Here is a 23,140-nt window from a genome sequence, read left to right as displayed (position 1 = left end):
CAGTGTCTGCCGAGCCGGCCGCGCATGGTGGCCGCCACGGACGACGAGGCAGGGAATGCAGAACGGAATCGGCAGCAGGCTGCGCTTGGCCGGCGTGGCCACGGTACTGATGCTTGCAGGTCAAGCGAACGCGATCGCTGCACCTGCAGCGTCAGCGGTTACACGTGAAGCGGTGGATGGCGTTTCCCTGAGCGAATGGACCGCCCGTTGGTGGCGCTGGGCCAATGCGCAGAGGGTGGCGCCCTACATGGATCCCGACGGCCGCCTGTGCGAACTGGGCCAGGAGGGACCGGTCTGGAACCTGGCAGGGACCAATGGCCGCTTCCAGCCACGCAGGCAGTGCGTAGTGCCCGAGGGCAGACACCTGTTGCTGCCCATCATCAACATGGCCAGCTACCAGACCGGGGAAGACGTAACCTGCGAGGAGTTGCAGGCCGGCGCGGCGATCAACAACGACTATCTGGTCAGCGCTGTGGTGCTGCTGGACGGGCAGCCGCTGGGTGACATGCGCCTGCACCGCGTGAGGAGCGAAGGTTGCTTCCGCCTGGATCCGGACGACGACGATTCGGGATTGGCGGCAGCCGATGGCTACTGGCTGATGCTCAAACCACTGACGCCCGGTCGGCACACCGTGAGCGTCGGCGCCAACTACGGCGCGCCCGAAGGTGGCGCGTACAGTCAGATGCGGCAGACGTTCGAGTATGTGCTGCATGTGGGCGGCCGCACGCAGATCACCCTCGTGACTCACACGATGCTGGAGGCGTCCGCTCCTTGATCTGCGCGCCCGGGGTCAATCATGGTCCCGCTTCAACGCCAGATCGGCAGCCAGCAGTGCCTCGGCTGCCGCACTCAGGGCCGGCGAGGGCGGAGCAACCACGCCGATCGATTCCATCATCTGCGGCATGCCGACGAACTGCCGGGCACGGCGGTCGTAGATGCCGGTGATCAGCAGCGCACGCGTCGCGGCTTTCTGCTCCGGGCCGATCAGCACGCGCTGCTCCATGATGCCGCGCGTGCCGACCCAGCCGACCAGCCGCGTTTCCAGGGTGAAGCGCTGGAACGGCTTCAGCTCGCGGCGGAACTGGATGGTGCCGGCGCCAACGATCGGCGCCCACTTCTCACGCAGCGCCACCTTGCCCAGCCCCATGCGCAGGATCAGGTCCAGCCGGCCCAGGTCGAAGATGTTCCAGTAGCGGCCGTTGGTCATGTGCAGGTTGCTGTCCAGGTCGTTGGGCAGCACCCGGAAAGAGAGGCGCGAGACCCCGAATGGCGCGTCCAGCTTCGGTCGGAACAGGCTGCACAGCAGCAGGTGGAGCAGGCGGAACCAGAGATTCATGGTTATTACGACTGTTATAGAACGGTCGATACGCTAGTCTATGACGACTGTCTTAGCAAGGAGCCTGCCGTGAGCCCGCGATCATCCGATGCCCCCCAGCGTGTGATCGATGCCGCGGCGCAGATGCTCGCGCGGGTGGGCCTCAATGCCACCAGCATCCGCGAAGTAACCAAGCTGGCCGAAGCGCCGCTGGGGTCCACCTATCACCACTTCCCGGGCGGCAAACAGGAACTGCTGGCACGGGCCACCACCATGGCCGGCGACAAGGTGGAGGCGCTGCTGATCGAGCTGTTGAAGGGCGGTGCAGTACAGGGGTTGCAGCAGTTCCTGGCGCTGTGGCGCGAGCGCCTGCTGCGCACCGGTTTTCGCGCCGGCTGCCCGGTGCTGGCGGCGGCTGTCGAGGAGCCGGTGGAGGCCATGCCGAGCCAGCCGCGTGCGGCCGCCGCCGAAGTATTCGTGCGCTGGCAGGGGCACCTGGCTGAAGCGTTCGTCGCCGACGGCCACGAACCGGCGGCGGCCAACGGGCTGGCCAGCCTGGTGATCGCCAGTGTGGAAGGGGCAGTGGCGATGAGCCGCGCGCTGCAGGATATCGCCCCGTTCGACCAAGTGGCGGCGCAGTTGTTGAAGGCGGCTGCACCACCCGCTTGAATCACCCGCGCCGGGAGACGCATCGCGAGTCCTGGCTGGCTGCCACGATGGACCGGTTGCAATGTCGCCGCCTCCATCGTCGCCCTGCATTGCAGCATCCGGCGCGCACGTGAGTTGGCAGGCAGCGGCTTCGATTCGTGGTTACAATCCGCCAACCATCACCCGCGTGCCAGGCAAGGATGTCCGCATGCTGCACCATCTTTCTTTCGGGGTTCGCGATCTGCATGCCGCAGGCCGCTTCTATGATGCGGTGCTCGCCGCCCTTGGCTATCGCCGCGTCTTCGAAGACGACACCGCGATCGGCTATGGCCTGGTCGATGATGAAGACCTGCTCTGCCTGAAGCTGCGCGACGATGCGGCGGCGCCGGGACCCGGCTTCCATCTGGCGTTGGCGGCAACCACGCGCGCGGCTGTTGATGCCTTCCATCGTGCTGCGTTGGCAACCGGAGGCCAGGACAACGGACCTGCGGGTCTACGCCCGGATTACGGTGACCGTTACTACGCCGCGTTCGTGATCGATCCTGACGGCCATCGCATCGAGGCGGTGACCAAGGCGGCGATATGAGCAACCGACGCCCGCCCGTTTCCATGCCGAGCAGCCGCAGCACTGAAGCGATGCACGCACGCCGGCAGCTGCAGCATCGTGGCTGGCCACGGTTGCAGATGGCCCTGATCGTCGTGCTGACCGGCGCCGCAGGATTTCTTGCCTCGCACGTGCTGCGCCTGGGGGGCATGGACGCGATGCTGCTGCGCTATCCACTGGCCGTGCTGATGGCCTATGGCGTATTCCTGCTGCTGATGTGGATCTGGATTCGTTGGCGCTGGGATGCGGTGGCCGACGGATTGAGTTCCGGGCCCGGCGGCGGTGGCAGCTCGGGATCGCCGTGGACCGGCAGCGGCGGGCATTCCGGCGGTGGTGGCGCGTCCGCCTCGTGGGGTGAATCCGCAGCGTCCTCCAGCACAAGTGCCGACAGCGCGTCGCTGCTGGACGTAGCCGACGGCGAGGCAGGCCTGCCGCTGCTGGCCGTTCTCGGCATCATCGCGCTGGTGGCTACGGTGCTCCTGGCCAGTGTCTGGGTGGTGTGGTCGGCGCCGGTGCTGATGGCCGAACTGCTAGTGGATGCGGCCATCGCCGGTGGTCTTTACAAGCGTATGCAGGGCATGCAGGCGCAGGGCTGGTGGCGGCTGTGCCTGTCCCATACGATCTGGCCGCTGCTGGGCCTGCTGGTGTTCTTCGCCGGTCTGGGCTGGCTTGCGCAGGAGCTGGCACCGGATGCGGTCAGCCTGATGCAGGTGTTCAAGGCGTTGTAGCAGGATCTGCCACGACGTTGAATTTCAATCAAACGCAAGGAGAAGCGCATGGATGTCGCTGCACGCAGTAACAGGAAGTTCGTTCGTTGGTTGATGGTGGCGATGCTCGCGGTGTTGATGCCCTTCGCGGTGATGGCCCAGTCGGGACCCACAGCGGCCCCGCCCACAGCGGAGGCGGCCACTGAAGAAGCCCAATGCCGCGCCTGCACCTATGAACGCATCGGGCACAAAGTGGACATCGGCCTGGTGGCGCTGGTGTCGTTGCTGGTGGTTGCCCTGCTGGTCGCCATTTCCCGCGAGTGGGGCACGACCTCGCAGCGCTGGACCTGCCGCACGATGGCGTTGCTGCTGGTGGGACTGGGGGTGGCTCTGCTGTGGTGGGCAGGCAGCATCATCTACCTCGGCTACAACCCCTGGCAGGAGGAGGCCGCTCCGCTGGATGCAGCGTTGACGTCGACGCTGCTCAGTACGTCGCCGAAGTGGCTGGCGGGGCTGTTGATGATGGGCTTCGCGCCCACGGTCTGGCGACGCAGTGAGCGCCTGCCGTCCTGGCGTATTGCGTGATCTCGGGAGCGCCGGGCAATGCCCGGCGCTCCGTTACGAATCAGTCGAAGCGCCAGCGCACGCCCGCATACACGCCGCGGCCTTCGCCGGGTGTTGAGCGTGCCACGTCCCTGCCAGCATCGTCATAACCCGGCGTGACCGTAGCTGCGTAATGGCGGTCACCGATGTTGCGCATTTCCGCCCACAGCTGCCAGCGGCCGCCCGGAGCGTCGTAACCAATGCGGCTGCCGAAGATGACGTGGCTGTCGGCCCAGTAGCTGTTGGCGTAGTCCACCGCGATGCGCGAGGCGTACTCGGTGTTCAGTGCTGCATACAGGCCCGAGGCGTGGTCGAAGCGCAGTTCGGCTTGGTAGGCATGGCGCGGCAGACCCGGCAGGCGGTTGCTGCCGAAGCGCGTGTCATGGCGATAGCGGAAGTCGCTGAAGGTATAGGCCTGGCGCAGTGACAAACGGCCAAGTTCGGCCTGCCACAAGGTACTGTCCAGTCCGGCCTCGATGCCACGGTGCACGGTGGGGCTGGCGTTGTTCTCGGCGATGAACAGGTTCGGTACCGGCTGCAGTTCCACACTCAGCAGTTCGTGGTTCACGTGCGCGTAGTAGCCGGTCAGTTCCCAGCGGCCCAGCGCGGCGTCGCCGCGTGCACCCAGTTCCAGCGTGGTGGCGGTCTGGTTCTGCATCGGCACCGGCGCGCGCTGGCGGCCGCTGGACGGACCATTGCCCGCGCCGAAGTACTGGTTCGAGCCCCAGATCATCGACCACGGATGTGGCGCTTCCACCGAACGGCTGAGGTTGCCGAACCACTGCGTCTGCGGCGTCTGTTGCCAGGTGAAGCCCAGCCGCGGCGCGTAATCCCAGTCGTGGTCGCGCAGGCGGCCACCACTGCTCGGCCAGGTGACCTGCACATCGCGGCGGGTGTTGATCAGCGCAAACCCGGTCTGTACGCGCAGCCGCTCATTCACCGCCAGGTTGTTGCCGATATGCAGCGTGCTGTCGGTGCCATGGTGGCGGAAGTCGCGCGTGCGGGTGCCGGCGGCATAACCGTTGTTGGCAAAGCGCAGCGACTCGCGCACATCCGCATCCAGGTCGTGTGTGATGCGCAGGCCGATGGTGGTCTCGCTGTCCAGGCCGAACAGCGTATGCCGGCGGCGGTAGTCCAGCGTCGCGTTGAGGTTGGCGTAGTCCAGCTGCTGGCGGTACAGGCTTTCGTTCAAGTCCATCGGATACTTGTGATAGACCAGCCCGGCCTGCAGCGACGAATCCTCATCGATCTGCAGCGTGGTGACATTGCCCACCCAGGTGCTGCCCGGTTGCGGACGGCGCGCATCGATGGCCAGGTTGGCCGGGTTCGCCGCGCGCGGATCGTTGCGGATCTGCTCGCGGGTCAGGCGCCCGGGTGTTTCGTGGTTGGTTTCGCGGTAGCGCACGAAGAAGCGGGTCTGCAGGTCGGGGGTGATCTGCCAGCCGATGTTGGCCATCGCGCCCTTGCCATCGCCGGACGCATGGCGCTGGTAGCCATCGAATTCGGTATCGGTATAAGCCAGGAAGTAGTCGACGTCGCCGCTGACGCCGCCCCAGCTGAGGCCGCGCTTCTGGTAGCCACGGCTGCCCGCTTCGTAGTGCAGCTGCACGCCAGCCGAATCGCGGCCACTGCGGCTGATGTAGTCGATGGCACCGCCCAGTGCCAGCGCGCCGCGTTCGAAGCCGTTGGCGCCGCGCAGGACTTCCACACGCGACAGCCACAACGGTTCCAGCAGTTCGTAGGGCGTGCCGCCCGGGCCGGTCAGCGGCAGGCCGTCGATCGATACCGCGATGCCGGAAGCATGCGCGCCCGGGCCGCGGTTGATGCCGGAGCCGCGGATGGACACCTTGGTGCCTTCGTTGCCCGGTGATTGCGCACTGATGCCCGGCTGGTAGGCCAGCACATCGGCACTGCTGGACAGGCGGCTGTCCGCCTTGGCCACGTCGATGACGTTGCTGGCGCCCGGCACGCGCTTCAGCGCTTCGCGCGCCTGCGCGCTCGCATCGGCGGCAGTGACCCGCACCGCGTCCAGCGTGGTGGCCTGTGGGGCGGCGTGGGCGGTGGTGGCGAGGCCGAGGGTTACGGCCAGGAACAACAGCGACGGGGTGGGGCGGTACGGCGAGAGCGGCATGCGGGAATGCTGTAAACCACGAAAGTGGCGCGCAAGTTAACAGGTCGGCGGCATCGCGTCACCCTCCACCTGCGTATGGCCGCCCGCAGTGTCCCTGTAGAGCCGAGCCCACGCTCGGCTATCGCGCGCAGCGAGGGTTTTCTCCAATCGCAACGAAAAGCAGCCGAGCATGGGATCGGCTCTACAGGGTTTACGGCGAAGACTTCGCCAGCGCCTTCGACTTCGCATACAGCCGATCAGCGGTTTCTTTCTCCCCCAGCGCGGCATGGCACTCGGCCAGGCTGTCCCACGCGTTGGCCGACCCCGGATACAGCTCGGTGTTGAGCGTGAACACCTTCAATGCCTTGCGTGCCCCGAGGCTTTCGCGGATGGCGTAACCATCGGCATTGATCGCACGCTCCAGTTCGCCCGTGGGAACCCCATCGCTGTCGCGCAGCCAGCTACGCATCGCCTGTGTCGCATCGGTGCTTTCATCCAGCGCGTAGCCGATCAGCCGCTCGGAAAGCACTGCATGCGGAAACTCCTGCGGCGCGGCCACCGCCATCGTGCTCTCCACCAGCGTGCTCGACCAGACATTGCGGGCGCTGCCGTTGGTCAGGTACACGAACACCCAGTAGCCGCCGGCCAGCGTGCCCTTGTAGGCCAGCCGCGCACGTACGCGCGTGCCGCCGTCGTGGCCGACCTGGGTATAGCCGTCGCTGCGGATGGTGTCCCAGCCGGTGGAGAAGAAATTACTGCCGCCACCGCTCAGTCTCTGCGGTTGCCAGAGTTTTTCCAGGGTCGCCGTGCGCACCAGCTTGCCGGTCGCCAGCGCCTGTAGGAAGCGGTTCATGTCACCCACGGTGGTCTGCAGGTCGGCATGGCCCCAGCCGTAGTCCGGCCAGGGATCTTCATTGGCCGGCTGTAGCTGGCCGTCCTTGCCGATGTAGGGCACGGCCGCTCGCTGCGTCGGCACGCTGGCCACGCCCCAGGAGGTGCTGGCCATCTTCAGCGGTTGCAGGATGCGTTCGCGGGCGATGGCCGGGAAGGGCTTGCGGTAACGCGCTTCCAGCAGCGCGGTCAGCACCAGGTAGTTGGCCTGCGTGTACTGCACGCGGCTGCCGGGGGTGAACTGCATCGGGGCCGCTGCGGCGACCTTCAGTGCGGCGGCTAGGTCGGGCGCTATGCCGGTGTAGCCCTTGCTTATCCAGCGGTTGTCCACGCGGTCGTAGTACTCGCCGATGCCCGAACTGTGGTTGAGAAAGTCGCGCACATGGATCGTCTGCCACGCGGGCGGCAGGTCCGGCACATAACGACTGGCCGGGATATCCAGATCCACCTTGCCTTGGTCCACCAGCTGCATCACCAGGGTGCTGGTCAGCAGCTTGGCCATCGACTGCGCGGCGAAGATGGTATCGATGGTGGCAGGTGCATGCGTGGACGGGTCGCGTTCACCGCTGGCGCCCTGGTAGAGCACCTGGCCGTTGTGGGTGACCAGCACGGCTTGGCCGGCGATGCCGTAGCGCTCACGGTTGACCTGCAGTTGGGCGTCGAGCTGCGCGGTGAGGTCGCTTGGAACGTCACGCGCCGAAGCAGGCAGGGCGATGGCCAGAGCACAGAGCAATACGGCAGCAAGCGTGCGGTACATCGCGGTGTTCCGTCAGCGGCGATGGCGCATCTTGGTCTCGGTGGAAGAGCGGGTCAAGCAGGTAGAGCCGAGCCGATGCTCGGCTGACTTTGGGCCAGGCGTCGTGCACTCGGAAAAAATCGAGCCGAGCATGGGCTCGGCTCTACAGGTAGTTCCGGTAGCGCCGGGCCATGCCCGGCGGCAGTCGTGCAGGGATGCGATCAGCCGAGAATCCCCGGCAGATCCAGGCCCTTCTCCTTCGCACATTCAATCGCGATCTCATACCCTGCATCGGCATGGCGCATCACGCCCGTCGCCGGGTCGTTCCACAGCACGCGTGCAATGCGCTTGGCTGCCGCTTCAGTGCCATCGCAGACGATCACCATGCCGGCGTGCTGCGAGAAGCCCATGCCGACGCCGCCGCCATGGTGTAGCGACACCCACGTCGCGCCGCTGGCGGTGTTGAGCAGGGCATTCAGCAGCGGCCAGTCGGACACCGCATCGGAGCCGTCGGCCATCGCCTCGGTTTCGCGGTTCGGCGAGGCCACGCTGCCGCTGTCCAGATGGTCACGGCCGATCACCACCGGTGCCTTCAGTTCACCATTGGCGACCATCTCGTTGAAGGCCAGTCCCAGGCGATCGCGATCCCCCAGGCCGACCCAGCAGATGCGCGCCGGCAGGCCCTGGAACTTGATCTTCTCAGCGGCCATGTCCAGCCAGCGGTGCAGGTGCGGGTTGTCCGGAATCAGCTCCTTCACCTTGGCGTCGGTCTTGGCGATGTCTTCCGGGTCTCCACTCAGTGCGGCCCAGCGGAACGGGCCGATGCCACGGCAGAACAGCGGGCGGATGTAGGCGGGCACGAAGCCGGGGAAATCGAACGCGTCTTCCACGCCTTCTTCCAGCGCCATCTGGCGCAGGTTGTTGCCGTAGTCCACGGTAGGCACGCCCAGTGAGTGGAAGCCGAGCATGGCGCGGATGTGGTTGGCCATCGACGCGCGCGCGGCCTTCTCCACTTCCTTCGGCGCGGTTACGCGCTTGGCATCCCATTCTTCCACCGTCCAGCCCTGCGGCAGGTAGCCGTTGACCGGGTCGTGTGCGGAGGTCTGGTCGGTCAGCAGGTCGGGCTTCACGCCGCGGATCAGCAGTTCGTCCAGCACATCGGCAACATTGCCGAGCAGGCCGACCGACAGCGGCTTCTTGGCGGTGCACGATTCTTCGATCAGGCGCAGGGCCTCATCCAGGTTGTCGGTCCAGGTATCCAGGTAGCCGGTACGCAGGCGCATTTCGATGCTGCTCTTGCGGCACTCCACCGCCAGGCATGAGGCGCCGGCCATCACGGCGGCCAGCGGCTGCGCGCCGCCCATGCCACCCAGGCCGCCGGTGAACAGCCACTTGCCGGCCAGGCTGCCGTTGTAGTGCTGGCGGCCCATTTCCACGAAGGTTTCGTAGGTGCCCTGCACGATGCCCTGCGCGCCGATGTAGATCCAGCTGCCGGCGGTCATCTGGCCATACATCGCCAGGCCCTTCTTATCCAGTTCGTTGAAGTGGTCCCAGTTGGCCCAGCGCGGCACCAGGTTGGAATTGGCGATCAGCACGCGCGGTGCATCGGCATGGGTGCGGAACACGCCCACCGGCTTGCCCGACTGCACCAGCAGGGTCTGGTCGTCGTCCAGGCGCTTGAGGGTTTCGACGATGGCATCGAAGCTCTCCCAGTCGCGTGCGGCGCGGCCGATGCCGCCGTACACCACCAGTTCCTGCGGGCGCTCGGCTACGTCCGGGTGCAGGTTGTTCATCAGCATGCGCAGCGGCGCTTCGGTCAGCCAGCTCTTTGCGGTGAGTGTGCTGCCGGTCGGGGCGGCGATGGTGCGGGACGGGTCGTTGCGGGTCATGCGGCGCTCCGGTTCGTAGCGAATTCAAGGCAGGCATTGAGCACCTGCGCCAGGGTGTGGCGCAGCGGTGCGGCGTGGTCGGGGTCGAGCGGGGTGGGCCAGCTGTGCTCGTCCACCTGGTCGGGCAGGGGCTCGTGCATGTAGCCGCGGCAAGCCAGTTCCATCTGCAGGCTGTGCACGCCACCGGCAATGCTGCTGTAGTGGCGGGTGATCCAGCCGCCCTTGAAGCGGCCATTGCGCACGTGGCTCATGCCGCTGATCTTCAGCAGGTTTTCGACTACATCGCTCAGCGCGTTGTCGCAGGAGGTATCCGGTGCGCCGGACGGCCCGGCAGTGCCGAGGTTGAACTGCGGCAGCTCGCCATCGAACAGGTGCGGGATGTGCGAGCGGATCGAATGCGCGTCGTACACCACCACGGTGCCGTGGCGTGCGCGCAGGCGTGCGATCTGCTTGGCCAGCGCGTCGTGGTACGGCGCGAAATACGTGTCGCGGCGGCGGGCGATTTCTGCGTCGTCCGGCTCGCGACCCGCGTGGTACAGCGGTTGGTTGTCGAAGGTGGTCAGCGGGCACAGGCCGGTGGTGTTCTGGCCCGGGTACAGCGACACGCCGCTGGGATCGCGGTTGAGATCGATCACCGAGCGCGAGATGGCCGAGCGCACGGTGGTCGCGCCCATGCCGCGTGCGAAGTCGTACAGCTCATGCACCCACCAGTCGGCATCGCGACGCGCCAGCCACGGCGAATGGAAGTTGCCGATCAGGTCATGCGGCAGTTCGCTGCCGGTGTGCGGGAAGCTGACGATCAGCGGGGCATCACCCTCGTGCACGGTCAGCCATTCGGGGTGGGCATTCATGCCTGCGGTTCCACGGTCGGCAGCAGCTCGCCCAGACCCTTGGCCAGTGCACCGCTGCGAACCAGATCGGTCGCGATCACCATGTCCGGGTGGAAGTAGCGGTCTTCTTCCAGCATCGGCACCTGTGCACGCAGCGTGGCGCGCACGTTTTCCAGTGCGTTGCTGGAGCGCAGCGGCGCATGGAAGTCGCAGCCCTGCGCGGCAGCCAGCAGCTCGATGCCGATCACGTTGGCCGCGTTCTCGGCCATCTGCATCAGCCGGCGTGCGCCGTGCGCGGCCATCGACACATGGTCTTCCTGGTTGGCCGACGTCGGGATCGAGTCGACGCTGGCGGGGTAGGAGCGCTGCTTGTTTTCCGAGACCAGCGCAGCGGCGGTCACCTGCGGAATCATGAAGCCGGAATTCAGACCCGGGCGCGGGGTCAGGAAGGCCGGCAGGCCGGACAGCGCCGGGTCGACCAGCATCGCCAGGCGACGCTCGCTGATCGAGCCGATCTCGCACACCGCCATCGCCAGCATGTCAGCGGCAAAGGCCACCGGCTCGGCGTGGAAGTTGCCGCCGGACAGCGCCTCACCGGTGTCGGTGAACACCAGTGGGTTGTCGGACACGCCATTGGCTTCGATTTCCAGCGTGGTCGCAGCCTGGCGCAGGATGTCCAGCGCCGCGCCCATCACCTGCGGCTGGCAGCGCAGGCAGTACGGATCCTGCACGCGCACGTCGTTGTCGCGGTGCGATTCGCGGATACCCGAGTCCTGCATCAGCGTACGCAGGGTGGCAGCGGTGGCGATCTGCCCACGCTGGCCACGCAGCGCATGGATGCGCGGATCGAACGGCGTGTCCGAGCCCTTGGCCGCTTCCACCGACAGCGCGCCGGTGACCAGCGCGGCCTGGAACACGGTTTCGATCTCGAACAAGCCGGCCAGTGCGTACGCGGTGGAGAACTGGGTGCCGTTGAGCAGGGCCAGGCCTTCCTTCGCGCCCAGTTCCACCGGCTGCAGGCCGGCGCGTGCCAGTGCGTCCACGGCGGGCAGGCGCTCATCGCCAACGAAGGCCTCGCCGACGCCGATCATCACGCTGGCCAGGTGCGAGAGCGGTGCCAGGTCGCCCGAGGCACCGACCGAGCCCTGCGCCGGCACCACCGGCAGCACGCCCTTCACCAGCATGGCTTCCAGCAGCAGCAGCGTTTCCTCGCGCACGCCCGAAGCACCCTGGGCCAGACTGACCAGCTTCAGCGCCATCATCAGCCGCACCACATTCGCCGGCATCGGCTCGCCCACGCCCGCGGCATGCGAAAGCACGATGTTCCGCTGCAGGGTGGCCAGGTCCTCGCGTTCGATGCGCACGCTGGCCAGCTTGCCGAAACCGGTGTTGATGCCATACACCGGTGCGCCCTTGGCGACGATGGCAGCCACCGTCGCAGCGCTGGCGCGCACCGCCGGCAATGCCGCCGGGTCGAGCGACAGCGGCGCACCGCGATACGCCTGCCGCCACTGGGCGAGGGTGACATGGCCGGGGCGAAGAACCAGGGTGTTGCTCATGTGTTGCTCCAGGAGGCAGGCAGGTCGGGCTGTCCGCGCATCACGCGCGCGTGCAGCGGGTTGAATCCAATGCGATAGACCAGGTCGGCGGGCGCGTCGATGTCCCAGATCGCCAGGTCGCAGTCCATGCCGACGGCCAGGCGGCCGATGCGCTCGCCATGGCCCAGCGCGCGCGCCGCTTCACGGGTGAAGCCGGCGATGCATTCGTCCACGGTCAGGCGGAACAGGGTGGCGCCCATGTTCATCGCCAGCAGCGGGCTGGTCAGCGGCGAGGTGCCCGGGTTGCTGTCGGTGGCCAGCGCCAGTGGTACGCCGGCCGCGCGTAGCGAGGCGATCGGCGGCAGGGTGGTGTCGCGGGTGAAATAGAACGCGCCGGGCAGCAGTACGGCGACGGTACCGGCGGCCGCCATCGCGGCAATGCCGGCGTCGTCCAGGTGTTCGATATGGTCGGCCGACAGCGCACCGAAACCGGCCGCCAGTTCGGCGCCATGCTGGTTGCTCAGCTGTTCGGCATGGATCTTGATCGCCAGCCCATGCGCGCGGGCGGCTTCGAAGACCTGGCGTGCCTGTGCCGGCGAGAACGCGATGTTCTCGCAGAAGATGTCCACGGCTTCGGCCAGGCCTTCGGCAGCGATGGCGGGGATCATCACCTCGCACACCTCGTCGGTGTATTCCTGCGCCTCGCGGCCCGGCGGCACCGCGTGCGCACCCAGGAAGGTCGGCACCACGTTCACCCGGCATTCTTCGCCCAGCGCGCGGGCCACCTGCAGCTGCTTGCGCTCATCCTGCAGGGTCAGGCCATAGCCGGATTTGATTTCGATGGTGGTCACGCCTTCGGCGCGCATCGCCAGCAGCCGCGGGCGGCTTTCGCGCGCCAGCTGTTCTGGAGTGGCGGCGCGGGTGGCGCGCACGGTGGAGACAATGCCGCCACCGGCACGGGCGATCTCGGCATAGCTCACGCCCTGCAGGCGCTGCTGGAACTCGTTGGCGCGGTTGCCGGCGTAGACCAGGTGGGTGTGGCAATCGATCAGGCCTGGCGAGATCCAGCGGCCTTCGCCGTCGATGCGGGTGGTCGGTTGCAGGTGGGCATCGCTGCCGGCGGGGCCGACATGCACGATGCGGCCATCGGTGGCGGCCAGCACTGCATCGCGAATGACACCCAACCCCTCGCCATCGAGGGTCATCAGGTGGACGTTGGACCAGAGGGTATCGACGAGCATGGCATCCACAACGCGGCTGTGCTTATATGTCTATACAATATAGGCGTCCAATTCGGGTTGTCCAGCCATGTCCGATTCGCGTTCCCCGCACTCCTTCCATGCCGCCCACGCCCTGCTGGCCGACGGCTGGGCCGTCGATGTCCGCCTGCAGGTGCAGGAGGGGCGCATCGCGGCGGTCACGCGCGGGCAGGCAGCGCAGGACGGCGATACCCGCGTGGGCATCCTGGTGCCGGGCCTGCCCAACCTGCACAGCCACGCCTTCCAGCGCGGCATGGCGGGGCTGACCGAGATCGGCGGCGGCGACGGTGACAGTTTCTGGAGCTGGCGCGAACTGATGTACCGCTTCCTGGCCCATCTGCGCCCGGACGCAGTGCAGGCCATCGCTGCCCAGGCCTACATGGAGATGCTGGAAAGCGGCTTCACCCGCGTCGGCGAATTCCACTACCTGCACCACGATGCCGATGGCCGCCCCTACGCCAATCGCGCCGAGATGAGCGTGCAGATTGCCGCTGCGGCCGAGCAGACCAGCATCGGCCTGACCCTGCTGCCGGTGTTCTATGCCCACGCCGATTTCGGTGGCGCGCCGCCGAACCCTGCACAACGCCGCCTCATCCATGACATAGACGGGTTCGCACAGCTGCTCGATGGTGCCCGCACCGCGCTGGCCACGCTGCCCGATGCGGTGCTAGGCATCGCCCCGCACAGCCTGCGCGCGGTGACCGGCGACGAGCTGAGCGCGCTGCTGCCGCTGACCGATGGCCCGGTACACATCCATATCGCCGAGCAGGTGCGCGAGGTCGAGGCCTGCCTGGCATGGAGTGGCATGCGCCCGGTGCAGTGGCTGTACAACCATGCGCCGGTGGATGCACGTTGGTGCCTGGTGCACGCCACCCACATCACCGACGACGAGCGTGCGCAGATGGTCGCCAGCAACGCCGTGGCCGGCCTGTGTCCTATCACCGAAGCCAACCTGGGTGACGGCCTGTTCCCGATGCAGGCCTTCGCACGCGAGGGCGGGCGCTTCGGCGTCGGCTCCGATTCCAACGTGCTGATCGATGCCGCAGAAGAGCTGCGCCTGCTGGAATATGGCCAGCGCCTGACCCTGCGGGGTCGCAATGTGTTGGCCGCGGATGCCGGTCGCAGCACCGGGCGCTTCCTGTTTGAAGGGGCACTGCAAGGCGGTGCACAGGCGCTGGGCGTGGCTGCCGGCCTGCAGGTGGGTGCCAGCGCAGACATGCTTGAACTGGACGCCGCGCACCCCGCGTTGCAGGCGCGACACGGTGACGCATGGCTTGACAGCTGGGTGTTCGCCGCACGTAATGGCGCGCTGCGATCGGTCTGGCGTCATGGCCGCCAGTGCGTGGCCGAGGGCCGCCACCTGCAGCGCGAGGCCATCACCACCGCCTTCGCCGCTGCCCTGCGTGGCGTGCTGGGCTGATCGCCTCCCACCATCGAGACCCCACTACGTGAAGGCCAGCAAGTCCGCCACGCTCAACCAGCGCATCCGCAGCGACCTGGAAAGCCGCATCCTCAGCGGGGAGTGGGCGCCGGGCTTCCGTATCCCGTACGAGCACGAGTTGATGGAGCAGTACGGCTGCTCGCGGATGACGGTGAACAAGGTGCTGACCGCGCTGGCCGAGAGCGGCATGATCGAGCGCCGCCGCCGGGCGGGTTCGTTCGTGGCCCGGCAGCCACCGCACCTGGAGCAGGTGGCGCTGGAGATCCCGGACATCGCGATGGAGGTCGGCTCACGCGGGCATCAGTACGGCTACCGCCTGCTGCAGCGCGAACTGCGCCTGGCCGAGGCAGCCAATGCTGGTGAAGTGGAACTGGCCGGCAGTGAGCAGTTGCTGGCGATGCGCTGCCTGCACCTGGCCGATGGCCGGCCGCTGGCGCTGGAGCATCGCCTGATCAGCCCGGTCGGCGTGCCCGAGGTGCTGGACGTGGACTTCAGTACCACCGCGCCGGGCAGCTGGCTGCTGCAGAACGTGTCGTGGACGCGCGCCCAGCATCGCATCAGCGCCTGGAGCGCCGACGCGCCCACCGCCAGGCTGCTGGACGTGAAGCCCGGCACCGCCTGCCTGGTGATCGAGCGCCTGACCTGGCGCGGCGAACAGCCGATCACCCGCGTGCGTCAGATGTTCCTGGGCGATGCCTGGGATCTGGTTGCCCGCTTCGCGCCAGGGGCGCGATAGGGGAGGACTCACCGTTCTCCGCGGCGGTGCAGGCGCTGTCGTCTTGCGCTCTGTCGTCGCGTGTGTACGATGTGTATGGTTCCTGCATGAAGAGCGGGGACCTTATCCGGGAGCTGGAAGCGGCGGGCTGGTCCTGTCGCCGGATCCGCGGATCCCATCATGTGTTCGTGCATCCGCACCGGCCTCACATCATCACCGTTCCGCATCCCAAAAAGGATCTGGGAAAAGGGTTGGTACAGGCATTGCGGAAGCTTGCGGGACTGACGTAGGAAGCCCTCATGCGATATCCAGTCTTGATCGAGGCCGGCGATGAACGTACCGCGTGGAGCGTGATCGTTCCGGATCTGCCCGGCTGCTTCTCGGCTGCCGACACGCTCGACGCTGCGTTGACGTCTGCTGAGGAGGCGGCACTGGGATGGATCGATGCCGCGCTGGATGCAGGCCGCCCGATTCCGCGCCCTTCGTCGGCGCAGAAGGTGGTTGCCGAGGCCGATGAAGCAACCGCGTGGATCCTCGCTTACATCTGCATCGATCCTTCCGTGCTGGATGACACCATCGAGCGGGTCAATATCAGCCTGCCGCGCCGCATCCTTGCGCGCCTGGATGCGCAGGCCAAGGCGGCCGGCGAGTCGCGCTCAAGTTACATCGCGCACCTGGCGGCACAGGGCTGACGACGCGGTGGCCGAACAAGCCCGGCCCCATACCCCTCAGCCCATCAATACGTCGCGCACTGCCGCCAGCGCACCGGCTCATCCACGCCGGGGCGGGCGTTGATCTGCACGCGCACGTTGCGCAGGGCGGGGTAGCGCAGCACTTCCTGGCACACGCGAGGCCACACTGTTTCCAGTTCGCCGGTGCGGTTGATCGCCAGCGTCTGCCGGGTCAGCCAGACACCGCTGGCGATGCCGGATTGCCCCGCCAGGGCGCGGGCCAGCTCAGCCTGGTAGCGGTCCAGCGTGGCAGCGTCCGGGTTGGGATTGCTGCGCGCGTCATCGGCGTTCTGCGGTGCCGGCGCGGCAGCTGCAGTCGACTGGGCAGGTGCATCCGCAACCTTGTCCGGCGCGGCGGGCGTCGGCAGCGGCTGTGCGGCCGGGGGCGCGACAGGCGCGACGGCGGGTGCGGGAGTCGGATCCGCCTGTTCGGTGCGCAGGCCCTGCAGGCCAAGCCCGACCAGCAGGCCCAGCGTCACTGAAGCCAGCGCAGCGATGGCGATGCGGCGCAGCGCTTCATGGCGGGCGATCGCGCGCACGCGGGTGTCAACATCGGCCGGCAGGTAGGGCTGCAGCAGCGGCCACAGGCGCGGACCATCGATTACTTCCACCGCCTGCTTCTCCGCAGCGCCCAGGCCATCGCGTTCAACCCGGCCTTCGGTGATCAGCATGCCGCCCTTGGCGCCCGCCAGTCGCGCGGCAGCGCCCAGTTCGTTCACCGCAGCGGTGCCGATGCGATAGGCCAGACCGTGCTTGCACGACACCCGCCAGGTGTTCGGGCCGTCGCTGAGCAGGAAATCGCTGCTCGGCTCGCGGCTTTCCTCGCTCGGGTCCTGCAGTTCACGCAGGCCGCGCTGCTCGCGCAGCATGCGCTTGATCAGGGTGGAAAACTCGCGCCAGTGCATGCCAGCCAGGGCCTGCAGGCCCAGTTGCATTTCGGTACGTCGGCGCTTGAACCACCAGAGATAGACGGTGGCCAGGGTGCAGGTAAGCAGGGCCGACAGCAGGGCCAGAATCCAGGGAAGCATGCAGGGCGACGACGGAAGGGGCGAAAACGGAAGCCCACAGTGTAAAGGGCCGACCGGTTGATTGCGTCAGGGTGACCCCGACAGCAAGCGTGATGCAGCCCGCAGATCCGCACGCGCCAGACACGAAAAACCCGCCAACCCTGAAGCCGTGAGGGGAGGGAACAAACGGCAGCCGAAGCGATTGGCGGGTTCTACGCGATTGTCAATGAAAATTTATTGCGTTGCAACAAAGGCGGTTCAGGGCGTGCTGCCCGGTGACTGGTGGCTGCCCGGTGAGGGGGCATCGACGTCGGCGGAGGCGCGGTGTTCCAGCTTGGCCAGGCGCGCGGTCAGCGCGTCGATGCGTGCTTCCAGCGCGGTCACCTGATCGGCGGTCGGCACGTGCAGACGCTTGAGCACGCCCTGCACCTGGTCATCGAACGCCTTGTTGACCTTGTCCCAGGTTCCAGAGGCCTTCTCGCGGGCTTCGTCCAGCGAGTGCTCGACGTTGTCACGCCAGCCCGGTTCCTGCTCGCCGCTACGCTCACGGCGGCGGGCTTCCCAGGCTTCGCCTTCCTTCACCAGGCCATCGAAGAAACGGCCCCCTTCTGCCTGCGCGCGCCCCAGGGCGCCCAGACCAGCCAGCCAGACCTGCTGTGCCGAATCGCTCAGCTTGCGCGAAAAGCGTTCTGCCTGGTCGCCGAAGCCGGCATCGTCGTCGCGGCGGTCGTCATTCTCGTAACGGTTCATCGCATTCCCCGGGGGAGTTGGGCCTACCCCCGAGAGTAGCGCGCGCCGACGTTGCTGGGCCGTGATGGCCGCAGCGCAGGTTCAGCCCAGCTTTTCCTTCAACACACGCTGGATCTCGCTTTCGACCATGCCCTTCATCGCCGACAGCAGGAAGCCCAGCTTGGCCGTCACCCGCACCGCGCCCGGCTGTAGTTCGATCGCACCGTCCACGCCGCTGCCGGAGAAGTTCAACACGTCGGCGGCCCACGACGACTTCAGGCCGAAGCGTTCGCCCAGCTTGGCGGCAACCTGTTCGATCGCCTCGCGCGCCTGGGTGTCGGGCAGGGTATGGGCGTGGCGGACATCGATGGTGGACATGCGGGCTCCTGGCGCAGGGCGGGGATCAGTGAGAGGGCGAGCATTGTGCGCATCGACAGCGCCCACGCCAAGCGCTCATCGCAGGTTCTTCTTCGTTGGCGGCCAACCTGCTAGTCTGCGCCGCGTGCAGAACCTGCTAGTTCACTTCAGTCAACAACAACAGCCCGACCAGCCGCTACGGCCCGGGGTGCAGCGCATCGTGCGCCAGGCAAACGGCAGCGTGCGCCTCGGTGATGCCGGCAACGGCGCACTGCTGCTCGCGCAGTTCTGCATGGACGATCGCGGCCTCTGGCTGCAGGTCGGCAACGGTATCCGCGGCATCCATGTGAACGGCCGTCCGGTACGGCGCATGGCCCTGCTGCGCGCCGGCGACGCGGTATACGTGGACGGCGTGGAAATGGTCCTGCAGGGCGAGGTCGACACCCTGCTGCAGGCACCGGCGCCGGCCTCCAGCATTGAAGGCAACGGTGACGAGCAGCGCCTGCTGCGCGGTGTCGGTGGCCTGCATCACGGCCGCAGCTACCCCCTGTCGCGCACGCGGGTGATCGGTCGTGGCAGCGATGTCGACATCGAGATCGATGAGCCTGCCTTCGCCGAACAGCACGCGCGGGTGGAAGTGCACGGCGAGCGGGTATTGCTGCGTGACCTGGGCAGTGCCGATGGCACCCGGGTCAACGGCGTAGCCGTGCGCCACTGCTGGCTGCAGGCTGGCGACCAGGTCGTGTTCGATGGCCAGCACCGGTTCGTGCTGGAAGTGCCGCACGACCCGCGCCGGCGCCCGCCGCTGGCCGATGACGAAGGCAGCGACGAAGCCGAACAGGCGCCCGTGGTGCCTGCGGCCCCGCGTCGGGTGCGCCGCTGGCCGTGGCTGCTGGGCAGTGCGTTGCTGCTGGCGGCGGTGCTCAGCCTGCTGCTCTGGTTCGGCGCGCGCTGAACCGCATCCGCCGGGCATCGCCCGGCGCTACCGGCCTTCGCTCTGGTGGATGCCAACCTTGGTTGGCACGTTCCCTCCGCACCCATGACGCCTGCCGGCGTACGCCAACCAAGATTGGCGGCTACCAAGACCATGCACGGCCCCGCACCGCGCGCGGCCAATGGATACGGATGCAACCAAATTTCCCTTGCGCCACAAGGCCGCAAGGCTGGTGCAGTGCGGCATACTAGGGGTCTTGCCCCACAGGTGTGCCATGACGCGCGCGTTCAACTTCAGTGCCGGCCCTGCAACGTTGCCGGAATCGGTCCTGCGCCAGGCGCAGGCGGAAATGCTGGACTGGCACGGTAGCGGTGCCTCCATCGTGGAAATGAGCCATCGCGGACCGGAATTCATGTCCGTGGCGGCCGAGGCCGAGGCCGACCTGCGTCGCCTACTCGACATCCCCGAGGACTATGCGGTGCTGTTCCTGCCCGGTGGCGCCACCACCCAGCAGGCCTTGATCCCGCTCAACTTCGCCAGCCCCGGCCAGCGTGCCGACTACGTGGTCACCGGCCACTGGGGCAAGACCGCAGTCAAGCAGGCCAGTCCATACGTGGACGTCAACATCGCCGCCAGCAGCGAGGCCGAAGGCTATCGCCAGCTGCCCGAGCGCGCCGGCTGGCAGCTGTCGCCCGATGCTGCCTACGTGCACATCACCGCCAACGAGACCATCCACGGCGTCGAGTTCCGTGATGTGCCCGAGACCGGCAACGTGCCGCTGGTGGCCGATTTCAGCTCGTCCATCGCCAGCGAGCCGCTGGATGTACGCCGCTACGGCGTCATCTATGCCGGTGCGCAGAAGAACCTGGGTCCGGTCGGCATCGCGGTGATGATCATCCGACGCGACCTGCTGGAGCGCAGTGGCCAGCCGCGTGCGGACATCTTCGATTACCGCTCGCACGTCGCCCGCGATTCCATGCTCAACACGCCGCCCACCTGGAACTGGTATCTGGCCGGCCTGGTGTTCAAGTGGATGCTGGCCGAAGGCGGCGTGGTCGAGTTCGCCAAGCGCAACGCCGCCAAGGCCGCGCTGGTGTACGGCGCCATCGATGCCTCCGGCGGCTTCTATCGCAACGAGGTCGCGCATTCGGCGCGCTCGCGGATGAACATCCCGTTCTTTCTGCCCAACACCGACCTCGATGCCCGCTTCGTCGCCGAAGCCAAGGCCGCCGGCCTGCTGGCGCTGAAGGGCCACAAAGTGGTCGGTGGCATCCGTGCGTCGCTCTACAACGCCATGCCGCTGGCCGGGGCCGAGGCGCTGGTCGCCTTCATGGCCGATTTCCAGCAGCGTCACGGCTGAGCAATGAACGGCGCGCATCGTCGGGTGCGCGCCCCGCAACAAGGAATTCCGATGGCAAGCAAACCCAGCAAGAAGGCGTCGAAGAAGGCCGAGCCGGCCAAGGACAGCGCCACCTCCAAGCCCAAGGGCAAGTCGAAGGCAACCGCGGTGCCGACGCTGGCGCCACTGGCGCTGGCCGATGTGCGTTCGAAGATCGACCAGATCGACCGTGACATCCAGAGCCTGATCGCCGAGCGCGCGCAGTTCGCCCACCAGGTCGGCAAGGCCAAGGGCAAGCTCGCCGCCGCCGTCGATTACTACCGCCCCGAACGCGAAGCGCAGGTGCTGCGCATGGTGGTGGACCGCAACGAAGGCCCGCTCAGCGATGAACTGCTGGTGCATGTCTACCGCGAAATCATGTCGGCCTGCCTGGCCCAGCAGGAGCCGTTGAAGATCGGCTACCTCGGCCCGGAAGGCACCTTCAGCCAGCAGGCCGTACTCAAGCACTTCGGCCGCTCGGCGCTGGGCCTGCCGATGGCCAGCATCGAAGAAGTGTTCCAGGAAGTGGAAGCGGGCAACGCCGATTTCGGCGTGGTGCCGGTGGAAAACTCGGGGCAGGGCACCATCCAGATCACCCTGGACATGTTCCTCACCTCCAACCTGAAGATCTGCGGCGAAGTGGAACTGCGCGTGCAGCAGTACCTGATGTCGCGCAGTGGCCGCATCGAAGACATCGAACGCGTCTACGGCCATCCGCAGTCGTTCATGCAGACCTCGGCATGGATGCGCGCCAACCTGCCCAAGGCCGAGAAGATCCCGGTGGCCAGCAATGCCGAAGGCGCGCGCCGTGCGCGCAATGCCGACGACGCTGCAGCCATTGGCGGCGAGAGCGCAGGCCACGTGTACGGCCTGAAGAAGGTCGTCACCAAGCCGATCCAGAACGACGCCGACAACACCACCCGTTTCCTGGTGGTGGGCCGCAACATCTTCCCGACCTCCGGCCACGACCGTACTTCGGTACTGGTGTTCATCCATGACAAGCCTGGCGCGCTGTTCGATGTGCTCAGCCCGTTCGCGCGCCATGGCATCAGCATGAACCGCATCGAGTCGCGTCCCTCGCACCACGGCAAGTGGGAATACGGCTTCTTCATCGATCTGGCTGGCCATATCGACGACGCGCCGATGCAGGCCGCATTGGCCGAACTGGAAGCGCACTCGGCGCAGATCAAGGTGCTTGGCTCCTATCCGGTGGCCGTGCCCTGATCCCTGCTGCGGCGGCTACGGCCGCCGCCCCTGATGCACCGCCGGCGACCCGGCGTTTACGGAACCATTCAACGATGAGCAACGCGCAGCACTGGATCGCCCGCAAGGGCCAGCCCCTGCAGGGCAGCCTGACCATTCCCGGCGACAAGTCGGTCTCGCACCGCTCGGTGATGTTCGCCGCGCTGGCCGACGGCACCTCGCATATCGAAGGCTTCCTGGAAGGCGAAGACACCCGCGCTACCGCGCGCATCTTCAGCCAGCTGGGCGTGCGCATCGAAACCCCCAGCGCGTCGCAGCGCATCGTGCATGGCGTCGGCATCGACGGCCTGCAGGCACCCAGCGCACCGCTGGACTGCGGCAACGCCGGCACCGGCATGCGTCTGCTCGCCGGCCTGCTGGCCGGTCAGGCATTCGACAGCACGCTGGTCGGCGACGAATCGCTGTCCGGCCGTCCGATGCGCCGCGTCACCGGTCCGCTGTCGCAGATGGGTGCGAAGATCGACACCGAGGCAGATGGCACGCCACCGCTGCACGTGCATGGCGGGCAGACACTGCACGGCATCGACTTTGCCTCGCCGGTGGCGAGTGCGCAGATCAAGTCCGCCGTGCTGCTGGCCGGCCTGTACGCGCATGGCGAGACCAGCGTGACAGAACCGCACCCGACCCGCGACTACACCGAGCGCATGTTGTCCGCGTTCGGCGTGGACATCGCGTTCTCGCCGGGCAAGGCGCGCCTGCGTGGCGGCCAGCGCCTGCGCGCGACCGACATCGTGGTGCCGGCCGACTTCTCCTCGGCCGCGTTCTTCCTGGTCGCGGCCAGCATCATTCCCGGTTCCGAGCTGCGTTTGAAGCAGGTCGGCCTCAATCCGCGCCGTACCGGCCTGCTGCACGCGCTGCGCCTGATGGGCGCGGACATCACCGAAGAGAACCCGGCAGAGCAGGGCGGCGAGCCGGTGGCCGATCTGGTGGTGCGCTACGCGCCGCTGAAGGGCGCGCGCATTCCGGAGGAACTGGTGCCGGACATGATCGACGAATTCCCGGCCCTGTTCGTGGCCGCCGCCGCCGCTGAAGGGCAGACCGTGGTGACCGGCGCTGCCGAACTGCGGGTGAAGGAATCCGATCGTCTGGCGGCCATGGCGACCGGCCTGCGCGCGCTGGGCATGCAGGTGGACGAAACCGAAGATGGCGCCACCCTGCACGGCGGCGTAGCGCTGGGCAGTGGCACCATTGAAAGCCACGGCGATCATCGGATCGCCATGGCCTTCGCCATTGCCGGCCAGATCAGCCATGGCGAAGTGCGCATCAACGACATCGCCAACGTCGCGACGTCCTTCCCGGACTTCGACGGCCTGGCCCGCAGCGCCGGCTTCAATCTGGCCTGATCGGCACCGCATCCGCCGGGCGTGGCCTGGCGGATCACATGGCCTGGTAGGTGCCAACCTTGGTTGGCACGCCTCTGCGCACAAAAAAACGGAGGCCGAAGCCTCCGTTTTC

Annotated in this window: 23 protein-coding genes; 13 read left to right on the top strand and 10 right to left on the bottom strand. The window is 67.2% G+C overall.

From position 1 onward, the window contains the following. Positions 1-94: 94 nt before the first annotated feature. Positions 95-775 (top strand): hypothetical protein, encoded by a 681-nt coding sequence (locus tag ACFX4F_RS01855; RefSeq protein ID WP_380651691.1) that lies wholly within the window; start codon positions 95-97, stop codon positions 773-775. Positions 776-790: 15 nt separating this feature from the next. Here the strand turns inward: ACFX4F_RS01855 and ACFX4F_RS01850 are convergent, their stop codons facing one another. Further along, a complete protein-coding gene (locus ACFX4F_RS01850) occupies positions 791-1,336 on the bottom strand; it encodes a thioesterase family protein (RefSeq protein WP_380651641.1) in 546 nt (181 codons plus the stop codon). Between the two features lie 69 nt (positions 1,337-1,405). Here ACFX4F_RS01850 and ACFX4F_RS01845 point away from each other — a divergent pair, with 69 nt between their 5' ends. The 4 genes from ACFX4F_RS01845 (at position 1,406) to ACFX4F_RS01830 (ending at position 3,859) form a co-directional block, all read left to right on the top strand. Beyond that, entirely contained in the window at positions 1,406-1,984 is a 579-nt protein-coding gene (locus ACFX4F_RS01845) for a TetR/AcrR family transcriptional regulator (protein ID WP_380651639.1), read from the top strand. Between the two features lie 187 nt (positions 1,985-2,171). Next, positions 2,172-2,549 carry a VOC family protein gene (locus ACFX4F_RS01840; protein WP_100460482.1) on the top strand — a complete coding sequence of 126 codons (378 nt, stop codon included), beginning with the start codon at positions 2,172-2,174 and terminating at the stop codon, positions 2,547-2,549. Further along, positions 2,546-3,295 carry a hypothetical protein gene (locus ACFX4F_RS01835; RefSeq protein ID WP_380651636.1) on the top strand — a complete coding sequence of 250 codons (750 nt, stop codon included), beginning with the start codon at positions 2,546-2,548 and terminating at the stop codon, positions 3,293-3,295. The genes ACFX4F_RS01840 and ACFX4F_RS01835 overlap by 4 nt, the downstream gene beginning before the upstream one ends. Before the next feature lie 48 nt (positions 3,296-3,343). After that, positions 3,344-3,859, top strand: coding sequence for a hypothetical protein (locus tag ACFX4F_RS01830; protein WP_380651633.1), 516 nt, complete (start codon positions 3,344-3,346; stop codon positions 3,857-3,859). A 40-nt stretch (positions 3,860-3,899) separates the two neighbouring features. Here the strand turns inward: ACFX4F_RS01830 and ACFX4F_RS01825 are convergent, their stop codons facing one another. The 6 genes from ACFX4F_RS01825 to hutI form a co-directional block, all read right to left on the bottom strand. Further along, the gene (locus ACFX4F_RS01825) at positions 3,900-6,008 is read right to left on the bottom strand and encodes a TonB-dependent receptor family protein (protein ID WP_380651631.1); all 2,109 of its coding nucleotides are present in this window, start codon (positions 6,006-6,008) and stop codon (positions 3,900-3,902) included. Positions 6,009-6,198: 190 nt separating this feature from the next. Further along, positions 6,199-7,635, bottom strand: coding sequence for a serine hydrolase domain-containing protein (locus ACFX4F_RS01820; RefSeq protein WP_380651628.1), 1,437 nt, complete (start codon positions 7,633-7,635; stop codon positions 6,199-6,201). A gap of 200 nt (positions 7,636-7,835) precedes the next feature. After that, positions 7,836-9,503 (bottom strand): urocanate hydratase, encoded by a 1,668-nt coding sequence (hutU, locus tag ACFX4F_RS01815; RefSeq protein WP_099820730.1) that lies wholly within the window; start codon positions 9,501-9,503, stop codon positions 7,836-7,838. After that, positions 9,500-10,354, bottom strand: coding sequence for an N-formylglutamate deformylase (gene hutG / locus ACFX4F_RS01810; protein WP_380651625.1), 855 nt, complete (start codon positions 10,352-10,354; stop codon positions 9,500-9,502). The genes hutU and hutG overlap by 4 nt, the downstream gene beginning before the upstream one ends. After that, positions 10,351-11,892, bottom strand: coding sequence for a histidine ammonia-lyase (hutH, locus tag ACFX4F_RS01805; protein ID WP_380651622.1), 1,542 nt, complete (start codon positions 11,890-11,892; stop codon positions 10,351-10,353). Before hutH ends, hutG begins: the two co-directional genes overlap by 4 nt. After that, positions 11,889-13,112, bottom strand: coding sequence for an imidazolonepropionase (gene hutI / locus ACFX4F_RS01800; RefSeq protein ID WP_380651619.1), 1,224 nt, complete (start codon positions 13,110-13,112; stop codon positions 11,889-11,891). Before hutI ends, hutH begins: the two co-directional genes overlap by 4 nt. Positions 13,113-13,179: 67 nt before the next feature. On the opposite strand from hutI, the gene ACFX4F_RS01795 reads away from it, so the two are divergent. The 4 genes from ACFX4F_RS01795 (at position 13,180) to ACFX4F_RS01780 (ending at position 15,978) form a co-directional block, all read left to right on the top strand. Further along, positions 13,180-14,550 carry a formimidoylglutamate deiminase gene (locus ACFX4F_RS01795; protein ID WP_380651616.1) on the top strand — a complete coding sequence of 457 codons (1,371 nt, stop codon included), beginning with the start codon at positions 13,180-13,182 and terminating at the stop codon, positions 14,548-14,550. A 28-nt stretch (positions 14,551-14,578) separates the two neighbouring features. Then, positions 14,579-15,307: a histidine utilization repressor gene (gene hutC / locus ACFX4F_RS01790; protein WP_380651613.1), complete on the top strand. Its 729-nt coding sequence runs from the start codon at positions 14,579-14,581 to the stop codon at positions 15,305-15,307. 86 nt (positions 15,308-15,393) lie between these two features. Continuing rightward, the gene (locus ACFX4F_RS01785) at positions 15,394-15,576 is read left to right on the top strand and encodes a type II toxin-antitoxin system HicA family toxin (protein WP_089236063.1); all 183 of its coding nucleotides are present in this window, start codon (positions 15,394-15,396) and stop codon (positions 15,574-15,576) included. Between the two features lie 9 nt (positions 15,577-15,585). Next, entirely contained in the window at positions 15,586-15,978 is a 393-nt protein-coding gene (locus tag ACFX4F_RS01780) for a type II toxin-antitoxin system HicB family antitoxin (protein WP_099820724.1), read from the top strand. Between the two features lie 44 nt (positions 15,979-16,022). Here ACFX4F_RS01780 and ACFX4F_RS01775 read toward each other — a convergent pair whose 3' ends face one another. The 3 genes from ACFX4F_RS01775 to ACFX4F_RS01765 form a co-directional block, all read right to left on the bottom strand. Continuing rightward, complete coding sequence (locus tag ACFX4F_RS01775) at positions 16,023-17,045, bottom strand: restriction endonuclease (RefSeq protein WP_380651608.1); 1,023 nt, start codon at positions 17,043-17,045, stop codon at positions 16,023-16,025. A 237-nt stretch (positions 17,046-17,282) separates the two neighbouring features. Further along, on the bottom strand, positions 17,283-17,774 hold the full coding sequence (locus ACFX4F_RS01770; RefSeq protein ID WP_099820722.1) for a phasin family protein: 492 nt from the start codon (positions 17,772-17,774) through the stop codon (positions 17,283-17,285). 81 nt (positions 17,775-17,855) lie between these two features. After that, positions 17,856-18,131, bottom strand: coding sequence for a polyhydroxyalkanoic acid system family protein (locus ACFX4F_RS01765; protein ID WP_025876985.1), 276 nt, complete (start codon positions 18,129-18,131; stop codon positions 17,856-17,858). A gap of 124 nt (positions 18,132-18,255) precedes the next feature. Here ACFX4F_RS01765 and ACFX4F_RS01760 point away from each other — a divergent pair, with 124 nt between their 5' ends. The 4 genes from ACFX4F_RS01760 to aroA all read left to right on the top strand — a co-directional run bounded on the left by ACFX4F_RS01760 (position 18,256) and on the right by aroA (position 23,028). After that, positions 18,256-19,065, top strand: a complete 810-nt coding sequence (locus ACFX4F_RS01760; protein ID WP_099820721.1) for an FHA domain-containing protein — start codon at positions 18,256-18,258, stop codon at positions 19,063-19,065. A gap of 253 nt (positions 19,066-19,318) precedes the next feature. Beyond that, positions 19,319-20,404, top strand: coding sequence for a 3-phosphoserine/phosphohydroxythreonine transaminase (gene serC, locus ACFX4F_RS01755; RefSeq protein ID WP_380651603.1), 1,086 nt, complete (start codon positions 19,319-19,321; stop codon positions 20,402-20,404). A 51-nt stretch (positions 20,405-20,455) separates the two neighbouring features. Continuing rightward, on the top strand, positions 20,456-21,646 hold the full coding sequence (pheA, locus tag ACFX4F_RS01750) for a prephenate dehydratase (RefSeq protein WP_025878757.1): 1,191 nt from the start codon (positions 20,456-20,458) through the stop codon (positions 21,644-21,646). Positions 21,647-21,720: 74 nt separating this feature from the next. Beyond that, a complete protein-coding gene (gene aroA / locus ACFX4F_RS01745) occupies positions 21,721-23,028 on the top strand; it encodes a 3-phosphoshikimate 1-carboxyvinyltransferase (RefSeq protein ID WP_380651599.1) in 1,308 nt (435 codons plus the stop codon). Positions 23,029-23,140 lie beyond the last annotated feature (112 nt).

The organism is Stenotrophomonas sp. YIM B13575 (assembly GCF_042787595.1).
GTDB lineage: Bacteria > Pseudomonadota > Gammaproteobacteria > Xanthomonadales > Xanthomonadaceae > Stenotrophomonas > Stenotrophomonas lactitubi_B.
The sequence above is the reverse complement of the archived record's forward strand: the minus strand, read 5'-3'. Positions and strand labels throughout refer to the sequence as shown.